We start from the raw sequence: 18136 nt of genomic DNA on the forward strand, positions 1-18136 counted from the left end.
TATGCGCGACGAACGCACGATTTCAGTTGGGACGTCGGCCTGGGAACGAGGACAGACGACGCAGGATTTCGTCGTCGGTATTGGAATCTTTATCCTGGCGATCGCGTTCGTCTTCTCGTTTCTGCCGTCGCTGATTACGCCGTTTGATTCGCCAGCCGGTGGTGCCGAGACTGCACAGGCGGACCGGATTGCGGATCAGGTTGTCGCGAATCTATCTGATGGCGTGCAGGCAAACGAAATCATCGATGACGAGTTCGAAGAACGGTATGTGGAGGCAAACGAAACGGAACTGAGTAAGCAAATCGGACTCCGTGCAAACGAGGATGAAGAGATTGTCTACGACAATGTGAACATCAGTATTGAAAGACTGAATCCGCAGGGCGAGGACGGCCGCTACGTGAATACGGACGAACTCGCCGCTGGAGACACGTACGACAACCAATCGGCGGCGAGTGCGGCACGAATCGTCACTGTCGTAGATGAGGATGGAACACCCCCAGAAGGCTGTGAGTCTGCCTGTAGGCTCGTTGTGAGGACGTGGTGACAATGGATCGAGAACGCACACAGAGAACGGAAACGGAGCGACACACCGACCGCGGTCAGGCCTACACACTCGAGGGCTTCATCGGTGCGATGATCGTCCTGATGGCGGTACTCTTTGCACTCCAGTCGGTCGTTATCACGCCAACATCGGGTGGACTGGCCGATCGCTCGGTCCAGTCCCAGGTTCAGCAGGAAGCACAGGACGCACTGATTGTCAGCGACCAGCATGACAATCTGTCGGCACTCGTTCGCCACTGGGACGAGGATGAAAGCTTTGCAGGGGCTTCTGGGTCACCAGCGCCTGATGAAGAGTATCAAACGTTTAGCCAGGATGATCTCGAAAATGCGTCCGTCCTCGGGCAAGTGTTGAACAAGCGCTTTGCAGACCAGGGCTGGAACTACAATCTCGAGTTCCACTACACTGATGGAAGCGAGTTCGATCACAAAACGGCGGTGTACCAGGGAAGTCCACCGTCGGATGCGATCACTACAAGCTACATGGTGACGCTATATGAGGATCAGTACGTCAAACCAGATGAGGAAGAGGAGATCGGGGAGTTTGAGGACCCAATGATCCCACGCGCAACGAGCGAGGGAGATCCCGTCTACAACGTCGTGGAGGTGCGACTGGTCGTATGGTAGGCGATTCTACTCACACGCCCCGAGAAACTGATGAGCCACAACGCAACCGCGGTCAGGTCATCCTCATCGGTGCGATCGCACTCGCGTTCATCATCCTCGGCATCGTCGTCGTCTTCAACGGCGTCCTCTACACCGAGACGATCTCCTCGAGTGCGACGAGTCAGAGCACCGCTGATGCGGAGCTGACACAGCACGAAGTTGAACAGACCGTTGCAGAAATCGTTCATCGCGACAATATGGGTGAGCTCTCGGGGGAGTACAGTACGGTGATCGATGGCTTTGCTGACTACCACCAAAACGTAACAACAAACAGCGGGCCAGTCATCACAAACGTGTCCGTTGATCCGAATACCGCTACCGAAGGCACGATCGCCAGGGGAGACCTAGGCGATTTCGACACATTGTCCGATGACGACCTTACAGACGAATCTGACACCCTACAGGCTGGGCACTTCGTTCTCGAGGTTGATCCAGACGATCACGGTGAGCTTACGATCGACAGTTCACAGTCTACTGTTACGATCGAAACGAATGCTGGAGGAACAGTCGAAATCAATGGTGAACCCATCGGATCTGATCCAGTTCGCATCGACCTCGTTGCGGGGACTGTGGACGGATCACCCCATTCGGCTGTCCCTCGCGTTTTCGATCCAAACGAGGCGTATGAAAACGCGCAAGCGGAATACCAGGGCGAGATCCAAGGCGAGTACGAAATTATTACAAAAGAAGATACGCTCGCTGTCGGATCCAATACAGGTGACGATCCTATCTGGTCGGTAGACATGTCGTTCACGTACGAATCTAACGATATCTCTATCGAACAAGAGTCTGTGTTTCCAGTTTACGGGGGTGACACATGATCTCCGATCACGAGTCTAACGGAGATAACCGAGAGCGCGGAATGTCCATCGCCGTCACACACGTCCTCACCATCGGGATCACGACAATCCTGATCGCGCTCTTGCTCACCAGCGCTGGCGGCCTACTCGAGACGGAGACCGATCGCTCTGCGGAGCGATCACTCGAGACGATCGGTGAACGAATCGCTGGCGAGGTCGAGAGTGCAGACCAGCTCGCCGCCAAAGACGATCCGGACGTGACGATTACAGCAGCCCATCCACGCACTGTGGCGAACTCCGGCTACACCGTCACGTTGCGTGAGGACTGCGAAGCGCCGTTACTCGATGGTGAGACAGACTGCGTCGAACTGACGGCGAGTAACGCAGATACCGTGGTTCACGTGCCGTTTACGACAGATCGAGACATCGATGAAAACGAGGTCGCTGGCGGAACGATCGAAATCGAGGTTGACGACGATGGAATCTCACTCACCGGAGGGAACCGATGAAGCGATCTGAACAGTCACCGGGGCGATTCAGTTGTGATGACCGCGGTGTCTCTGAGGTCATCGCGTTCGTCCTGGTCTTCGGAATCATCCTCTCGTCGGTTGCACTGCTCTCGATGACTGGCTTTCAGGCGATGGAAGACTACCAGGAAAACGAACAACTGCAAAATGCTGAGCGGGCGATGGACGCGCTCGCGGAGAACTATAACGATGTGTTACAACACAGCGCGATCGAAGAGCGCTACGCCGAACTCTCCCTGCGAGAAGGAACAGTTTCGACCGGCAGTAGCGGAACGGAGGTTACAGTCTCAATCAATGGTGAATCGATTCACGACAATTCGGCGAGCAACTTCTACGACCCTAATACGGATTCCGTCAGTCTCGGTGAATTTGCCTACACCACCGGTTCGGATACAGTCGCCTACGATGGTGGAGCCGTCGTTCGGGAGAGCGAATTCGGGAGCGCCGTCGTCAGGCAACCGCACCTAACGTGCAATGATGACCGAGCTATCATCTCACTCGTGGCGATCGACGCCGACGAGCGGTCGATCCAGAGCAGTGACGGTCTTGGGTTCACGATGTCTGTCGAGAATCGAACGACAGAAGTGTACGATGAGGACATTGACAACGTCTCAGTTTCTGCCGGCTCATCACCAGCACAGACCGCCTGGGAGGATCACATCCTCGACCGAGGTAATTGGGACGAGGGCGAGTGTACTGCAGACGAAGTTCTCGTAACAGTCGTGGAAGTCTCCATCGAGTACTGATCACACAACCACCACAACCACCGCGACTCCCTCTCCTCTTACTCGTCGTTCCACGCACCCGTCAACATCGCCCGCAAGCCCGCTCGCTTCGTGAGTGCCTCAACTCGAGTACCATGCACGTCGAGCGTACCAGCCGTTTCGAGGTAGAGTCCGTTCGAGAGTTGGCGTGGCTTGGCCATAGGTGTGCCATCGGCAGCGTGCGGAGTGTCGTTCAAGATTGTTGTCGACGGGGGACTCGAGTTGGTGCTGTCCCCGTCTACGCCACTGCTTGCGTGCTCGGTATCTACACTCTGCTCCGAGTCCACGTCTGCCGGACTCCAGGGGACCGAAATTCCGCTGAGGCCGCGTTCGAAGAGATATTCCGTGGCCTGTACGAGTGCTTCGTGCGACTGCGAGTGACCGATCGCGCCGATCGAGCCGCGGTCGTTGAAAAAACGGACGACGTAGGGGTCGGTTGCTGCGTCGTCGTCGGTGTCCACCGTAGAGTCGGCGCTGTCGTCCGCGTCTGTCGCTCCTTCAGACGTCGGCGTTTCAGCCGTTCTGTGGGTGCCGTCACCGCCGACAGGCCCGTCCTGGTCGACCCCCTCGTCCGGATCCACCGCTGATTCGGTCTCCGTGTTCGGTTCGGCCTCCGACGCTGACGCTGGTTCTGTGTCGCTCCCTCTCCCTTCTCCCTCGTCTTCTGCGGTCGCGCCACCAGCGCCAGTGGTCTTGTCCGCCGTCGACTCTGTAAACTGGAGCGACACGTCCTCGTGGACATCGCCAGCATCAGCCGGAAGTTGCAACCCATCGTCGGATCCGAACGAAACGAGCAGTTGATCGACGAACCGCGCCGTCGCCGTCTCGAGTGCCGCCGCGCTCGCTGCCTCCCCTGTCGCGTCGGTGAGCGTCGCGACGATTTCGTCGACCAGTTGCGGGCGCTCGAGTGCAAACTGTCTCGCGATGGCCTGTCGACTGGTCGGATCGAGGCGCTGGCCGACCGCGGCACGCGTGAAGTACTCGATCGACTCCTCGTGGTCGACGAGTTCGTCGAGTGAACAGACGAGTCGATCGATAGCGCCCACTCCAGTCTCCGTCCCGGCGAGAAAGAGGAACTGGCGGCCGTTCGTGTAGAGTGCCCGGTCGATCCCACTCCAGGTCATCGCTTCGAGCAGAGAGCGCGCTCGATCTGTTTCGAGTGTCTCGGTTGCGGGTTCGACAGCGACGAGGAGAGCAGGGACGTCATCGACGGCAAAGACGTACTCGAGTGCGGTGTCGTCGACTGTCGTCTCGGCCGTACACGAGTCGGCGTGGACGTCCCAGCCGAGCGTCTCGAGGAAGGGGTCGACGAACCAGGTGCGCGTCGCCGGGCGCACGGCCGGTGGTGCGGACTCGACCACGGAGCGTGATCGAGCGACGAACGTGCGAAGCGCAGCGCCGGTCATGTGACAGCGATACTCGGCGAGGGGTCATGTAACGCTCGGCTGACTTTCAGGGGACGAAGACGGACGGTGATCTGTGATCTATCGGTTGCTGTGATCTATCGGTTGCTGTGATCTATCGGTTGCTGTCACGTTCGAAGGATGGCAAGAGGACCACCAGGTGCTGACTGGAACGTACTCGAGTAGAGATGCTGAGAGACAGGTCCCGAACGCTACGGGGTGTCACACTGGTAGATACGTCGACGTGCGTCGCGGACCTCGAAGGCGGATTTCAGTGATGGCGGAATCGTCTCGGCCTTGCCGATAACGAGGAAACCGTCGTTGGTCAGCGAGCGTGCGATCGTCTGCAATATTGGGCGCTTGAACTCGTTGTCGATGTAGATAAACAGGTTTCGGCAGACGACGAGGTCGAAGTCGCCGGTCGATTTCGGCTCGTCGTTGATGAGGTCGTGGCGTTCGAACGTCACGGACTGGCGAATATGATCATCGAGTGTATATGTTCGGCCCTGGCGTTCGACGTACTGCTCGTACTGTTCGTCGTACTCCTCGAGGAACGAGAGCTGGTCGTCCAGGTCGACGGTACGGGGCGCTTCGTAGACGCCGTTTCGGGCAGTCTCGAGTGCTGGCTTGCTGATGTCGGTGCCGAGGATTTCGACGGCGTCAGCGTCGATTTCGGGGTCGAGATGGGCAAGCAAGGATAGCGAGTACGGTTCGCGACCGTCTGCACAGGCTGCACTCCAGATTCGGATCGTCTCGTCGGTGTCCTTTGTACGGGCGCTACAGTGGCGCAGAATCTGGCGGATACCGTCCCAGACCTCGGGGTTTCTGAAAAAGCCGGTGACGTTGATGCTGAAAGACTCGAGAAGAGACTCCTGTTCCTCGGGTTCGCTGTGAAGCAGGTCGACGTACTCGGCGTAGGTATCGGTCTGTGTTCGGCGCATTCGCGAGGAGATGCGCCGGTCGAGGTAGCTGTCGTTGTAGTGGCTCGTCGCGAAGTTGAGTTCGTCCTCGACGAACGCGAGGAGGTCGTCGAAGGCGTCTTCATCTGTCTCTGCGGGAGCTTTTGGACTTGAGCGTGAGCCTGGGCCCGGATTTGAATCTGGATCTGAACCTGATACAGTGTCTGTCTCGCTATCAGCAGCAGACTCTGACTGCCCGCTCACAGCTCCGTCACTTCCTGCGTGCCATCCTCGTTCGAACTCTTCACTACGAGCGTCCCCGTTCCGGGGGTGAACTCGACCGTTCGGCCGCGGTCACCACCCAGGTCAGCCGCGACCAGCGGCACGCCAAGCTTCTCGAGTTCGGCCTTGGCCGCGGCGATATTTCGCTGGCCGACGCCGTCGCCGAAGCTATCGAACTCGAACATGTCGCTGCCGCCCGCGAGTTTGGCCTCGACGGCGGTGTAGCTCGCGCCGCGCTCGACCATGCGCCGAAGCAGTGCGCGGATGGCAGTATCCGCGTACTTCCCCGGTTTTCGGTCGCTGTTCTCGGCTGCGTCGCCGTCAGGGAGCATCGTGTGGGCGAGGCCACCAATCTCCGTCTCGGGATCGTAGAGGGCAATTGCGACACAGGAGCCGAGTCCGTAGGATTTGAGTGTATCGTCGCCGTCGCTGACGGTCAGTTCGGAGATACCAACCTGGACCGGCGTCGGCGCGCCCGGTTCTGTTCCGTATGTCTTCATGTGTCAGTAACTTCCTGGAATTCGGCGGTCGTCGGTGCCTGTTCGATTCGGTCGACGTCGAGATCGTTTAGCGCGCGTTCGAGGTCTGACTCGTCAGGGATCGCGTAGATCTCACAGTCGAACTCCTGTCCGTCGGCGACGATAACCGTGTCGAAGACGAACGCAAACTCCTGTTCCTCGCCGAGCTGGATCACGACGGGATCGACCGCGGCAGCGCCGATATCGTGGATGAATTCCGGCGTCGAGTGGTCGATCGTCGTATCGAGCACGTTGGCCCAGCCGTCGAGGAACCCGCTGGCCATAATGTTCCCCAGTTCCGTGATCGCACTCTGGCCCATCTGGCCGAAGCCATCCTCGTCAACCTCCATCGGAACCATCGCGTCGACGATTTCGTTTGCCGACTCCTCGTCGAACAGGAACAGCAAGTATCCGCTTGGGAGACCGTCGAATTCGAAGGCAACGCCGACGAGTCGCTCGTCGGGCACCTGCTCGGGAATCGTCTCGAGTGAGACGAAGTTGAGCCGCCGGATCTCGACGCTTGTATCGATACCGGTGAGCGTCGTTGCCGTTTTTGCGACCTCCTCTGCGCCCTGTTCTGCCATACGGTCGAAGCCATCGAGTTTGTCGTACTCGATCCCGTCACTGGCTCGGAGTTGTTCGAGAAGCGACGCCATCGACTCGCGTTCGGGGAAGAGGTAGTGACTGAACCCGACCTGGGTCTCGATTGTCTCGATCTGGCTCTGAAAGAGCAGTGCGAGGTCGTCACCGGCTGGCGCTTCCTCGACTTCGTCGAAGAACGTCTCGGCCGAGTGACCCTCGACGAACTCGGGCGTCGACACGTCGATCACCGTCTCGAGGACGTCCGCCCAGCCGTCGATAAAGCCGTTGTTCATGATGTTGCCGACCTCGGTGGCCGCACTCTTGGTCATCTCGTCGAACTCCTCGAGGTCGCCGTCTTCGTTAGTGGCGTCAGCGTCGGTCGCCGACTCCTCCAGGAGTGTCTCGACGATACGAAGCGCGTTCTCACGCTCGAAGACGATGACGGAGTAGCCGTCTATCGCGCCGGTGAGTTCGACCCGGACGCCGACTTTCGCGGTCGAATCCTCGAAGTCGCGGCGGATCTCCCGGCCGCGCATGAAGTTGAGCTTCGTGACACCAGCTCGGGTTTCGACGTCAGTCATGTGTGTCAGCCGCCCCGCTGCGAGGCCGGCACCCTCTCGAGCCATCCGGTAGAACGTCCCGAGTGCGTTGACGTCGAGTTTCATGCTGGTTGCACGTCGATACCGTTGACCAGTTCGACGAACTCTTCGAGATCCGGGAAGGCGTAGATCTCGGCCTCGATCTGGTAGCTCGGAACCGTAAGGTCCGAGTCGAAGAACAGGGCGAGATCGTCGTTCCCGAGTCCAGCCGTTCGCGTGACGATTTCCTCACCGGGCGCGTAGACGAGCTGTGGGGCCGCCGTGTCGATCATGCGTCCCATCACGTCCGCCCAGCCGTCGATGAACCCGCTTGCCATCATGTTCCCCATCTCCTCGACGGCGCTGCGAGCCATCTTTCCGGAGACGTCGGACATGTCGTCGACGACGTCGTTGAGCATAATCGCGGTGATTTTCTTCGCACTCTCTTCGGGGAAGAGAATGAGAATGTGCCCGTGTGGCGGGTTGAGAAGCCGTACCCGAACCCCGACTCGCTTGCCGGGCTCGAGCTGGGAGTCGAGGTCGTCTACGTCGATGAAGTTCGTTTTCATCACCTCCATCTGGGCGTCCTGCCCGGTCAGTTTGGTCATGTTGTCGGCGACGCCGTTCGTCCCGACCTTTGCCATTTCGTTAATGAAACTTAGTTTCCGAATGTCGACCATCAGCGTCATGAATTCCTCTGTCGATATGCGTCTGTATCTGCGTCTGCGTCTGCAGCCATTTGTCCGTGTCTCGATACCGTTTCGTTCGCGTTCATAGTGTCGTCACATCCAGGATATTCACGATTTTCCCGCGGCCACGGACTGTTGCACCGCTCAGCCCGGGCAGATTCGCCATGAATCCCTCGAAGGGTTTGACGACGACCTCCTGCTGGCCGTGAACGGCGTCACAGCGGAGTGCAATCGGTCGTACGTCCTCACGAATCCGGACGACCATCCCGTTCGCGGGCGTCCGAAGGGGTTGTTCGTCGCCGTCGGGACCGGAGTCGGAGTCGGAATCGGAATCGGAATCGGAATCGGAATCGGAATCGGAGCCGGGGCCGGAACCACTCGAGTACATCGCCCCGTCATCCGAACTCGACGTGAGCACATTGTCGAGATCCAAGACCGGCGTACCGGTGCTCGGATCCGCGGTGTCGATGTCCTCGGCATCTGTCTCTGCATCCGAGCCGGACGCCTCCTCAGGATCCAACCCGACACCGTCGTCCATAGTCGTGTCCGGAGCCATCCCGGAGACAACTGCCGAGTCGTCATCGTCGGCGCGTGCCTCGTCGCGAAGCACCGGTTCGCCGTCGACGGTCTCGATTAGCTCGACCGGCACGATGTCCGAGACGGCCTTCGTGGGTATTCCGTACTCCTCGCCGTCGCTTTCGACGAAGAGCACGTCGTCGATCGCGATCGAGACGGGAACCGTCATCGTCACGGTTGTTCCCTCACCGGGGTCGCTGTCGATCGACACCGACCCGTCTAACTCCTCGATCGTTCGCTTGACCACGTCCATCCCGACACCGCGACCGCTGACATCGGTGACTTCGCTCGCGGTCGACAGCCCTGGATGGAAGATGAGTTCGGTGACAGCATCATCAGCGAGGTCGGCTGCGTCGGCTTCCGAAAGCACGTCAGCTTCGACTGCCTCGGATCGGAGCCGTTCGGGGTCGAGACCGCTCCCGTCGTCCGAAACCGAGATGGTCACTCGGTCGCGCTCCCGTTCGGCTGTCACCTCGACCGTTCCCTCTTCTGGCTTGCCGGCATCTGCACGTTCCGACGGCGGTTCGATACCGTGATCTACCGCGTTTCGCACGAGGTGGATCAGCGGATCGCGCAGTTGGTCGAGAATACTCCGGTCGAGTTCGACGCCTTCGCCGCTCATCTCGAAGGTTACTGTCTTCTCCTGTTCGCGAGCGATGTCGCGGACGACCCGCGGCAGTCGGTTTGCGACCGTCCGTAGCGGGACGAGACGGACGTCCATCACCGTTTCCTGTAAGTCCGTCGTCAGCGATTCGAGGTCGTCGAGTTCGGCCGTGATTGCGCCGGCGTCTGCCACCGCCTCAGCGAACTCACCGGATTCGACCTCGTGACGGAGCCGAACGCGACTCGTCACCAGCCCCTCGACGAGCGTGAGCAACTCGTCGATCTGTTCGACATCGACGCGGACGGACTGGGTTTCGTCCGTCTCTCGCTCGGTATCCGGTCGGTCCGCTATCTCCGGAACCGTGATGTCGGGTATCTCGAGATCGGGTTCGTCGACGATCGGCCCGCTGTCAGCGTCGGTCCCAAACCCGGGCGACGCTTCGCCAGCGGCGTCTCCCCCGAGAGCAGTTGCCTCGGTTTCGGTCTCGGGTTCGGCCTCGAGTTCGGATTCGCCGAAGCTCACGTCACTCGAGTACTCGTCGCCGAACAGGCCACTGTCACGCTGTGAATCGGGGTCGGCGTCGGCAGCGTCGGCACCGAAGTCGATATCGAGGTCGGCGAACGCGTCGTCCGTGAGATCGTCGTCGAAGCTATCGGTGAACGAATCGCCAGTTACCTGTTCGGCTTCGGCTTCGGCTTCGGTTTCGGTTTCGGTTTCGGCTTCAGCTTCGGTGTCCGAATCGCGGTCCCAGTCGTCGAACGAGTCGGTCTTGGCGGGTTCGCCGTCGTCGTCCACGTCGCTCGTGAACGTACCGGCGTCTGTCGCGTCCGCTCTGTCGCTTTCGCCGAAGGCGACGTCGTCTTCGATCGATGGATCGAACGCCGTGTCGGCGGTTGTAAATTCGCTGTCGTCGGTTTCGGTTGCGAATTCGTCAACAGGTGTGTCCGTACGTTCGTCCGACGCCGTGTCGGTAAACTCGTCGTCAGCCGCGTCCATGGCACCATCGGTAGCCGTGTTCGCGAACTCGTCATCGGTCGGCTCCTGTGGCTCGAAGTCAACGTCGACGTCGACGTCGGAACCGCTGTCAGAGCCGAAGCCAGAGCCAGCGTCACCGTCAATTGATGATTCGATCTCAAATTCGACGGCTGAGTCGGAGTCGGCGTCGAAGTCGGAGTCGGAATCTGACTCAGAGACGGCGTTGAAGTCGGAGTCGGAATCTGACTCAGAGACGGCGTTGAAGTCGGAGTCGGAATCTGACTCAGAGACGGCGTTGAAGTCGGAGTCGGCTTCGGAATCATCAGCCGTCGCTGAGTCGTCGTCGGTGGCCGAGAACGACAGTTCGTCAGTCGGTGTGTCGGTTGCGTCCGCAGTACCGAACGGGTCAGCAGCATCGGCTTCCGTGCCAGTCTCGTCACCGAACGGCGTCGTACTCGAGTCGGTGTCGTCACCGTTGAACCAGGATGCGACATCGTCGGCTCCCAGGTCGTGCTCATCGGCTGTCGGTGTCGAGTCAGCAGCGGTTACCGAGTCGGGAGCGGTATCGCCGTCGGTGTCTTCGTCGTCGGCTTGCTGGTCGTCAACATCGATCCCGAAGTCAAACGCGCTGTCGTCTTCGGTTGTTCCGAAGTCGGGGTTGGAGTCAGAGTCAGTTTCGACTTCGACTTCCGCTTCGGATTCGGCTTCGACTTCCGCTTCGGATTCGGCTTCGACTTCCGCTTCCGCTTCGGTACCGATCCCATCTTCGGATCCGAACTCAGCCGAGTCAACCGCCTCGGTCACCGCAATCGACTCCGTCGAGTCGGTCTCGTGGTCGCTGCTGACTGTCTCAGCCGATTCATCGGTTTCGGTGACTGACTCCACTGCATCGTCATCGCCATCCGCCTCGTCACCCACACCTGCATCGTCATCGCCATCCGCATCGTCGTCGGTTGTCTCCGCGACATCTCCAGCAGCAACCGTACCGTCCGTTTCATCCGCACCGGTGTCGGCCATGGCCATCTCGTCCGCATCGGGGCCGCCCATCTCGTCCGCATCAGTGTCGGCCACCGTTGCAGGCTCGTCGACGGCTTCGACTTCCTGTTCACCTGGTGCTTCCACGGCAGACTCTGACTCCTCGGAGACAGTCTCGTTGACCAGCAGGTCGTCGAGTTCCTCGTCTGAAACCGCCACAGCGCCATCGTGCTCGGACGGAGCTTCGTCGGTCTCGACTGACTCTGAACCCGGCTCAGCACCAGCCAGGAACGGCTCGTCAGGATCCGCCGCATCGCCGAGGAGTTCGTCCATGCTAACCTCGTCCTCCTGATCGAACTCGTCGAACTCGAGTTCGTCGAGTTCGTCCTGGAGTTCGTCGAAGCCAACGGTGTCGACTTCGGCTTTGAGTTCGGCGAAGACGGCTTCCGCGTCGTCGACTTCGTCGTCTGCCGAACCAGGGTCGGAGTCGACTGCCGTTGCTGGCGACTGTGTCTCCATTGTGTCGGACGCCTCGTCGCTCGAACCCACCACGGGGTCGGTCGCGGTCGAATCGGGGTCGGCTACGCCGTCGTCACCAGCGACGTCAGCGACGCCAGCACCCGACGAGTCAACCAGACCGTCGTCATCGAAGTCAGTATCCGCGTCGGCGAGCAGGTCGTCGAACGAGCCTGCATCGCCCATGTCGTCGAAGACGTCGAGGTCACTATCATCGACTTCCTCGACCTTCTCATCGAGGTCGTCGAACTCCGTAAACTCGTCGAGCAGATCGTCTACCTCGAGTTCCTGCGCTTCGTCCGCGCTCAGGTCACTCCCCGGAGCAGGTTCCGGCCTGGGATCGTCGCCGGTAGCGATGGCGGCGAACGTCTCGGAAACGTCGACGAGGTCGAAGTCGGCGACCTCACCGACCGGGTCGAGTCCCGACGCGATCGACTCCTCGCCGACCGCGCTCCCGAAGATTGCATCGAACGTCCCACCGTAGGAGCCGTCTGCGATCGTCTGGCGGTCCGGGTCGGTGCCGATCAGATCGAACGCGTCGATGAGCGCCTCGACGACCAGCAAGCCGTTGTCGATGTCATCGTATTCGTCTGCATCACGCCCACTCTCCGCAGCGTCGGTATCGACCTCGATACGGGCGAAGTAGGCGTTGTGGTTGGCATCTGCTGGCGGCTCGAATTGCGAGAGTACAGCCTCGATCTCACCCTGTGACGGTTCGGAGAGGCCGACTGTCGGGTCCGAATCCGAATCCGAATCCGCGTCGGAGCCCGCGTCCGCACTACCGGCGTCGGCAGCGGACTCGAGTTGTGCTCGCAGCGTGTCGATCGTCGGCTGTGGGTCGGTCTGGATCTCGCCCTCGAGTGCGACCTCTTCGATCAACTTTTCGAGTTCGTCGACGCCGTCGAAGATGGCGTCCATCAGTTCCGGTGTGACCTCGAGTCTGTCGCGTCGGACGGCATCGAGGACGTCCTCGATCGCGTGGGCGAGATCACTCGCGGACTCGAGTCCCGCCGCGCCGCAGTTGCCCTTGAGCGTGTGGGCGATGCGGAAGATATTCTCCATGGCCTCCGTGTCGTCGGGCGAGCGTTCGAGTGTCAGGAGCGCGTTGTTCAGTTCCGTAATGCGGTCTTCGCTCTCACGAACGAAGTCGGTCCAGTACTCGGTCATTGGTTGCCTCCGGCGGTGTCACCGCCATCGTTACGTCCGTCGCTTGCTGTGAACGTGTCGACGATCGTTGGCACGATTTCATCGTCCGGCACGACCGCCTCGACACATCCGGTTTCGATTGCCTGACAGGGGATTCCAAAGACGGGGCTGGTCGCCTCGTCCTGGGCGATTGTGTAGCCCCCAGCGTCGGCGATTGCCTCGATTCCGGCAGCACCGTCACTGCCCATTCCCGTGAGGACAACCCCACAGAGCGGACCGGAGACGTGTGCAGCCGCCGTTTCCATCGTTTCATCGATCGCTGGCCGGAGCCCGTGACGTCGGGGGCCGTCGTCGAGGGTGACCTCGAGTGTGGTCCCGGCGGTATCGTCATGGCCATCGGTGACGGGAGCGTCGGGAGCGTCGGCAGCGGAGGCGTCAGTCACCTGCAGGTGGAAATCTCCCGGTGCGACGAGCGCTTCACCGGGACCGACTCGGTCGCCGTCTGTCGCCTCGCGAACCGCGTACTCACTGTGTGAGTCGAGTCGTGTCGCGAAGCGGCCCGTGAACTCGGGCGGCATGTGCTGGACGATCAGCACCGTCGCTTCGAGCGTGCTCGGCAGCTGAGCGAACAGCCGCTCTGCGATTTTCGGGCCGCCGGTTGACGCCCCGATGACGATGACCGGTGCCGTCGTCGACGCAATGTCGTCCGACGTTGTCCGGTCGTCGTCGGTGGGAATCGGTGTCGACCAGCTATCTGCATCCGCCCCTGGATTCGAACTCGGCCCCTGCGTCGATGCGGCCGCCCCAGTCGGCCCCGCCGGTCCACTTCGTGCAGTTTTCGTCGAGCCGGCTGCCGAGCCCGATCCGGCTCTCGTCCCGACCGGCGTCGTCGCTGACGCGGATGATCCCGTCGCCGACTCGAGTGCCGACGACGTTGCGTACGCACTTGCCGATGCTCGCGCGAGAGCGAGCGCCGAAATATCGGCGTCTGCGAGTTCGTCGACCGCCTCGACGACGTCATCGGCGAGATGAGCGATGTTTCGCGACCCCGAACCGTCGGGCTTCGGGAGGAACTCGATCGCCCCGCGCTCGAGTGCATCGAGCGTGGCGTCGGTTCCCTCGTCCGTGTAGGCGCTTAGCATGAGAATGAGAGTCGGATTTTGCGCCATAATCCGTTCAACGGCTTCGATGCCGTTCATCTCGGGCATTTCGACGTCCATTGTCACGACGGCGGGGTCGAACTCGGCTGCGGTGTCGACCGCTTCGACGCCGTTCGTTGCCGTTTCGACCTCGTAGCCGGCCTCGGTGAGCGCGTTGCCGATGACTGTTCGCATGAATCTGGAGTCGTCGACAACGAGTACTCTCGTCATGCCGCAATGACGTCTGTGAGCGCCTTCCTGACGCTTGGCTCTTCGAACGGTTTCGTGACGTAGCCGTCGGCCCCGGCCTTCACTGCCAGTTTCATCTTCTCTCGCTGCCCGACACTTGTACACATGATGACACGTGCATCGGGATCGATCTTCTTGATGGCCGCGGTGGCCTTGATCCCGTTGCATTTGGGCATCACGATGTCCATCATCACGATGTCGGGATCGTGTTCTTTGTACAGTTTGACTGCTTCAGCACCGTTAGACGCCTCGCCGATAATGCGGTGATCCTGCTCCAGGATCTGACGAAGGAGATTCCGCATAAAATGTGAGTCGTCTACGATGAGCACCCCTGTCGACATTCACTAGTACACCACATTCTCGTACCGATACAACTACCATAAATGCTGTCTCTCGATTATCAGTCGTGATAAGTGACAAGTGATAAGTGATAAGTGACAAGTGAAGTGAATCGTGGTGCGTGCCGGCGCGTCCGGGTACTGACTTTCGGGAGGGATTTAGCGATCTAGTACAGGGACGCGAGTCTCTACCTGTCCGGAAGCGAGCAACATCGCTTCGACGTCGATAATTGGCGTCGCCTCGACGACGGGTCGAGGAGTTGCCGTGCCAGCCCCCTTCCTGCTCGTCATCGCGTCGCTTCCTGTCTCACTACCTGCAGTCGATGCTGGGTCAGCCGACGCCGCATCGACGGCCTCGATAACAGCACCGCTCGGGCGTTCGAGACCACGTTCCGTCGCCTGGTCGTCTCGAGAACCAATGGCGCTGCCAGTGGAGCCATCACGTCGTGGCCCGCCCCCACCCTCTGACTCGGAAGCCGCCGCTCGTTCCCGTTTGACGAGTGCGCTCACGAGCGGATGCTCGAGTGCCCCGCCGTCGAAGACACTCTCCTCGATCGACTCGCTGTCGTACACGTCGCTCTCGGGGATGGCATCGACGCCGTAGACGTCGGTAACACGAATCGCGGCAGCCTGGTCGTCCGCGTTGCGGTCGAACACGAGTAACTGTTCGCGGTCCACAGCCGTCTGTTCGGTCGGGAAGTGAACGGTCGGATCGATGACGGCCGTAATCTCGCCGCGGAGGTCAGTCACTCCCTCAATTGCCTCGGGCGACCGTGGCACTGCCGTTACGTCTGCCGGCAACTCCGTGGTCGTCCGAACATCGTCAACCGGTGCGGCGAGCCGGTGTGAGCCGACGCTGAAAAAGACGAACCGAACGCGGTCTTCCTCCTCTGCCTCACGTTCCGACCGAGACTGCCGTGAACGGTCATCTCCCTTGTTGATGTCGATCCCGAGTACTTTCTCGGGCAGCTCCGGGGCCATAGTCCTGTTCGTGTATCCCAGTCCAGCGATAAAACGTTGACTCCTATGTTTGTGTCCGGCTCTGAGAAGTCCCGACAACTGATAGTAATCGCTTCTCTCACAGCACAAAGTACTTATTATCGACGTTGGAACTCTCTAAAAGAGTATGGCGTCGACCGAACACGAAGATGGGGCGGACGAGGCTGCTGATGGCGGCCGCGAGCGTGTCGAGATGGACGCTGATACAGATACTGACACTGACACTGACACTGACACTGGCACTGACACGCGGGAGCGATTCGCCAAAAGCAGCGCAAACGACGCAGTCGGACCCAATGACAACGACACACCAAGCCGACTGCGCGTCCTCACGTTCGACCTCGGGACGACCCGATACTGTGTTCGCGCCGACGCCGTCGCCACCGTCCTCCCCATCGCCGACGCCAGCGGCCTCGACTCGAGTACCGATCCGTGGAACGCCGGTGTCGTCACCGCAGACGACGCGCGGATTCGTGTCGTCGACCTTCACTCGATTTTCGAGGGGACGGACCGTGATCCGGCTGTCCTCGACGACCCATTGTTACTCGTCTTCGCCGAGACCGACGAGGACGAGGCCCAGTACGGCTGGCTAGTCGACGATGTCGATGTGACGCGGACGATCCGACTTGACGACGTGGTGGCAACACAAACGACGACGCAGTTCGTTGTTGGTCGACTCGAACTCGACGCTGGACGGCGAGTCGAGGCGACCGACACTGACGTCGTATTGCTCGACGATGCGGCACTGCACCGCTGAATCGCTGGCTGCTAGTGTGATACTGAACTCGAGAACGACGAGTTTGCAAGTCGATATTGATAGTACTATAGTACCAACTGAAACTGTGTACACACCACACACCAATCGCGTCGCCTCCGCGCGAGTGGGTGTGCACTGACTGTCAGTGGCGACTATCTCTCCAGTGGTGACTCGAGTGTCGGCTACAGAAACGAGGCCACTCGAGAGTGAGATGGTGGCGGCTACGGTTACAGTACAGTTACGAGCAGGGTGTCCCGATGAATATCTCTGTGCGGCGATGGAGAGTGTCAGAACTAATTTATTGAAGCGCATCCAGTTCTTGGATCGATATACTCCTCATGAATTCTGAAGCCAATAGCATCTCCCTCGCTGGGTGTGCAATCTAACACAAAATCAGTCGTTTCTGCTACGCCAGTGTCAGTCTCAATTGTCGCCGTCAATTCCATCCCTTCCGATAGCCTCTCGAGTTTCATCGTCGTACTTGCTGATGGATTCAATCCGTCCTGGTCTTCAGCAGGCAAATCAAGCGTTTGCTGGTAGAGGTCCTCACCAGAATCGGACACAGCCACATCTGCTTCGATTGGATCGTTTGTGTGGTTGATAACGCTCACCTCGAACAGATGCACATCATCTCGGAACGAGCAGCCAGCGAGGAGACCTACCGCAGGAAGCAGAGACTGCAGTATTGTTCGCCGATTATACTCCATACCTCAAACAGCTGTTGGGAATTCAAACTGTTTTTGTTCTTAGAGGAGTTGTGAAGTACCAGTGCCGTCCAACTGCGCACAGTTGCTTCCGGATCTACGACATCCGCACTGAGACGGCTACTTGAGCCCTGGCGGCGGCCCATCGTCGTCGTCTTCGATTTCCACGTCGAGGCCGAGTTCCTCGCGCTGTTCCTGTAACTGCTGGACCTGCCGGTAGTAGTAGGCGACGCCGATGCCACCGACGACGACGACCACACCGACGAGACCGAGGAACAGCGACACGCCACCGGCGCTATAGTAGCGCAACGAAATCGTGCCGTCTGCGTGGTCCCAGTACAGTCGCTCCTGGTCGTCGACGACCTCGCGGTCGTAGCCGCTCGGACTGGCGTCACCGAACAGGAAGTTCGACGTGCGCTCTCCCTCCGGGAGCGTCACTTCGTAGGAGCCAGTGACGTACGTCGGCAACTGGAACGTACTCCTGCCCGTCGCGCCGGAGAACGCGAGCGTCCCATTCCCGTCCGGGACGGAGAGATCGGTACTCGAGCGGTCCTGATCGACGTCGAGTTCGGAGCCGGTGACTTCGGTGCCGTTCGGGTACCAGTAGCGGACGCTATGGATGTCGAGGGGTTCTTCGCTGTAGAACGTCGATTGCGAGAACGAGAAGTCCTCGGTGCCGTTCAGATCGTACACTGTGCGGTACTCGCCGCTACTCAGGATTCCCCCTTCTTCGATGTCGATCCTGACGTCGGCGTCACTGTCACGAAGGTCGTCGTACTCCTGCTCGCGGTCGAGTTCGTCGTCCGAAATGCCGGTGAAGAACATGGTGCAGCCTGCCAGACCGATAAGCAGGACGACCGCGAGTGAGCCGAAAACGAGCCGTCTGTTCATG

At 59.9% G+C, this 18136-nt stretch carries 17 protein-coding genes; 6 read left to right on the forward strand and 11 right to left on the reverse strand.

Going from position 1 to position 18136, the window contains the following annotated elements:
- The first annotated feature begins 1 nt into the window (after window position 1).
- Genes NMAG_RS15155 through NMAG_RS15175 form a run of 5 tightly spaced genes read left to right on the forward strand, consistent with a single transcriptional unit; the run spans window position 2 to window position 3297 of the window.
- Window positions 2-544 (forward strand): DUF7287 family protein, encoded by a 543-nt coding sequence (locus NMAG_RS15155; protein WP_004214559.1) that lies wholly within the window; start codon window positions 2-4, stop codon window positions 542-544.
- A 2-nt stretch (window positions 545-546) separates the two neighbouring features.
- Complete coding sequence (locus NMAG_RS15160; protein ID WP_004214558.1) at window positions 547-1185, forward strand: DUF7288 family protein; 639 nt, start codon at window positions 547-549, stop codon at window positions 1183-1185.
- Window positions 1179-2045 carry a hypothetical protein gene (locus NMAG_RS15165; RefSeq protein WP_004214557.1) on the forward strand — a complete coding sequence of 289 codons (867 nt, stop codon included), beginning with the start codon at window positions 1179-1181 and terminating at the stop codon, window positions 2043-2045. Before NMAG_RS15160 ends, NMAG_RS15165 begins: the two co-directional genes overlap by 7 nt.
- Window positions 2042-2533: a DUF7266 family protein gene (locus NMAG_RS15170; protein ID WP_004214556.1), complete on the forward strand. Its 492-nt coding sequence runs from the start codon at window positions 2042-2044 to the stop codon at window positions 2531-2533. The genes NMAG_RS15165 and NMAG_RS15170 overlap by 4 nt, the downstream gene beginning before the upstream one ends.
- The gene (locus NMAG_RS15175; protein ID WP_004214554.1) at window positions 2530-3297 is read left to right on the forward strand and encodes a DUF7289 family protein; all 768 of its coding nucleotides are present in this window, start codon (window positions 2530-2532) and stop codon (window positions 3295-3297) included. The genes NMAG_RS15170 and NMAG_RS15175 overlap by 4 nt, the downstream gene beginning before the upstream one ends.
- A gap of 38 nt (window positions 3298-3335) precedes the next feature.
- On the opposite strand, the gene NMAG_RS15180 is transcribed toward NMAG_RS15175, so the two are convergent.
- From NMAG_RS15180 to NMAG_RS15220, 9 genes are all read right to left on the reverse strand, one after another.
- Entirely contained in the window at window positions 3336-4721 is a 1386-nt protein-coding gene (locus tag NMAG_RS15180; protein ID WP_004214553.1) for an ICP22 family protein, read from the reverse strand.
- 209 nt (window positions 4722-4930) lie between these two features.
- Window positions 4931-5881 (reverse strand): CheR family methyltransferase, encoded by a 951-nt coding sequence (locus tag NMAG_RS15185; RefSeq protein WP_004214552.1) that lies wholly within the window; start codon window positions 5879-5881, stop codon window positions 4931-4933.
- Window positions 5878-6399 (reverse strand): chemotaxis protein CheD, encoded by a 522-nt coding sequence (locus tag NMAG_RS15190; RefSeq protein WP_004214551.1) that lies wholly within the window; start codon window positions 6397-6399, stop codon window positions 5878-5880. Before NMAG_RS15190 ends, NMAG_RS15185 begins: the two co-directional genes overlap by 4 nt.
- Complete coding sequence (locus NMAG_RS15195) at window positions 6396-7664, reverse strand: chemotaxis protein CheC (protein WP_004214550.1); 1269 nt, start codon at window positions 7662-7664, stop codon at window positions 6396-6398. Before NMAG_RS15195 ends, NMAG_RS15190 begins: the two co-directional genes overlap by 4 nt.
- A complete protein-coding gene (locus NMAG_RS15200; RefSeq protein ID WP_004214548.1) occupies window positions 7661-8266 on the reverse strand; it encodes a chemotaxis protein CheC in 606 nt (201 codons plus the stop codon). The genes NMAG_RS15195 and NMAG_RS15200 overlap by 4 nt, the downstream gene beginning before the upstream one ends.
- 82 nt (window positions 8267-8348) lie before the next feature.
- On the reverse strand, window positions 8349-13079 hold the full coding sequence (locus NMAG_RS15205) for an ATP-binding protein (protein ID WP_004214546.1): 4731 nt from the start codon (window positions 13077-13079) through the stop codon (window positions 8349-8351).
- The gene (gene cheB / locus NMAG_RS15210; protein WP_004214544.1) at window positions 13076-14428 is read right to left on the reverse strand and encodes a chemotaxis-specific protein-glutamate methyltransferase CheB; all 1353 of its coding nucleotides are present in this window, start codon (window positions 14426-14428) and stop codon (window positions 13076-13078) included. The genes NMAG_RS15205 and cheB overlap by 4 nt, the downstream gene beginning before the upstream one ends.
- Entirely contained in the window at window positions 14425-14787 is a 363-nt protein-coding gene (gene cheY / locus NMAG_RS15215) for a chemotaxis protein CheY (RefSeq protein WP_004214542.1), read from the reverse strand. Before cheY ends, cheB begins: the two co-directional genes overlap by 4 nt.
- A 156-nt stretch (window positions 14788-14943) precedes the next feature.
- The gene (locus tag NMAG_RS15220; protein ID WP_004214533.1) at window positions 14944-15765 is read right to left on the reverse strand and encodes a chemotaxis protein CheW; all 822 of its coding nucleotides are present in this window, start codon (window positions 15763-15765) and stop codon (window positions 14944-14946) included.
- 145 nt (window positions 15766-15910) lie between these two features.
- Between NMAG_RS15220 and NMAG_RS15225 the strand changes: the two genes are divergently transcribed.
- Complete coding sequence (locus NMAG_RS15225) at window positions 15911-16540, forward strand: chemotaxis protein CheW (RefSeq protein ID WP_004214531.1); 630 nt, start codon at window positions 15911-15913, stop codon at window positions 16538-16540.
- Window positions 16541-16833: 293 nt separating this feature from the next.
- Here NMAG_RS15225 and NMAG_RS15230 read toward each other — a convergent pair whose 3' ends face one another.
- Both NMAG_RS15230 and NMAG_RS15235 read right to left on the reverse strand, forming a co-directional pair.
- A complete protein-coding gene (locus tag NMAG_RS15230) occupies window positions 16834-17247 on the reverse strand; it encodes a hypothetical protein (RefSeq protein WP_004214529.1) in 414 nt (137 codons plus the stop codon).
- 117 nt (window positions 17248-17364) lie between these two features.
- Complete coding sequence (locus NMAG_RS15235) at window positions 17365-18135, reverse strand: DUF5803 family protein (RefSeq protein ID WP_004214528.1); 771 nt, start codon at window positions 18133-18135, stop codon at window positions 17365-17367.
- Window position 18136: the final 1 nt, after the last annotated feature.

The organism is Natrialba magadii ATCC 43099 (assembly GCF_000025625.1).
GTDB lineage: Archaea > Halobacteriota > Halobacteria > Halobacteriales > Natrialbaceae > Natrialba > Natrialba magadii.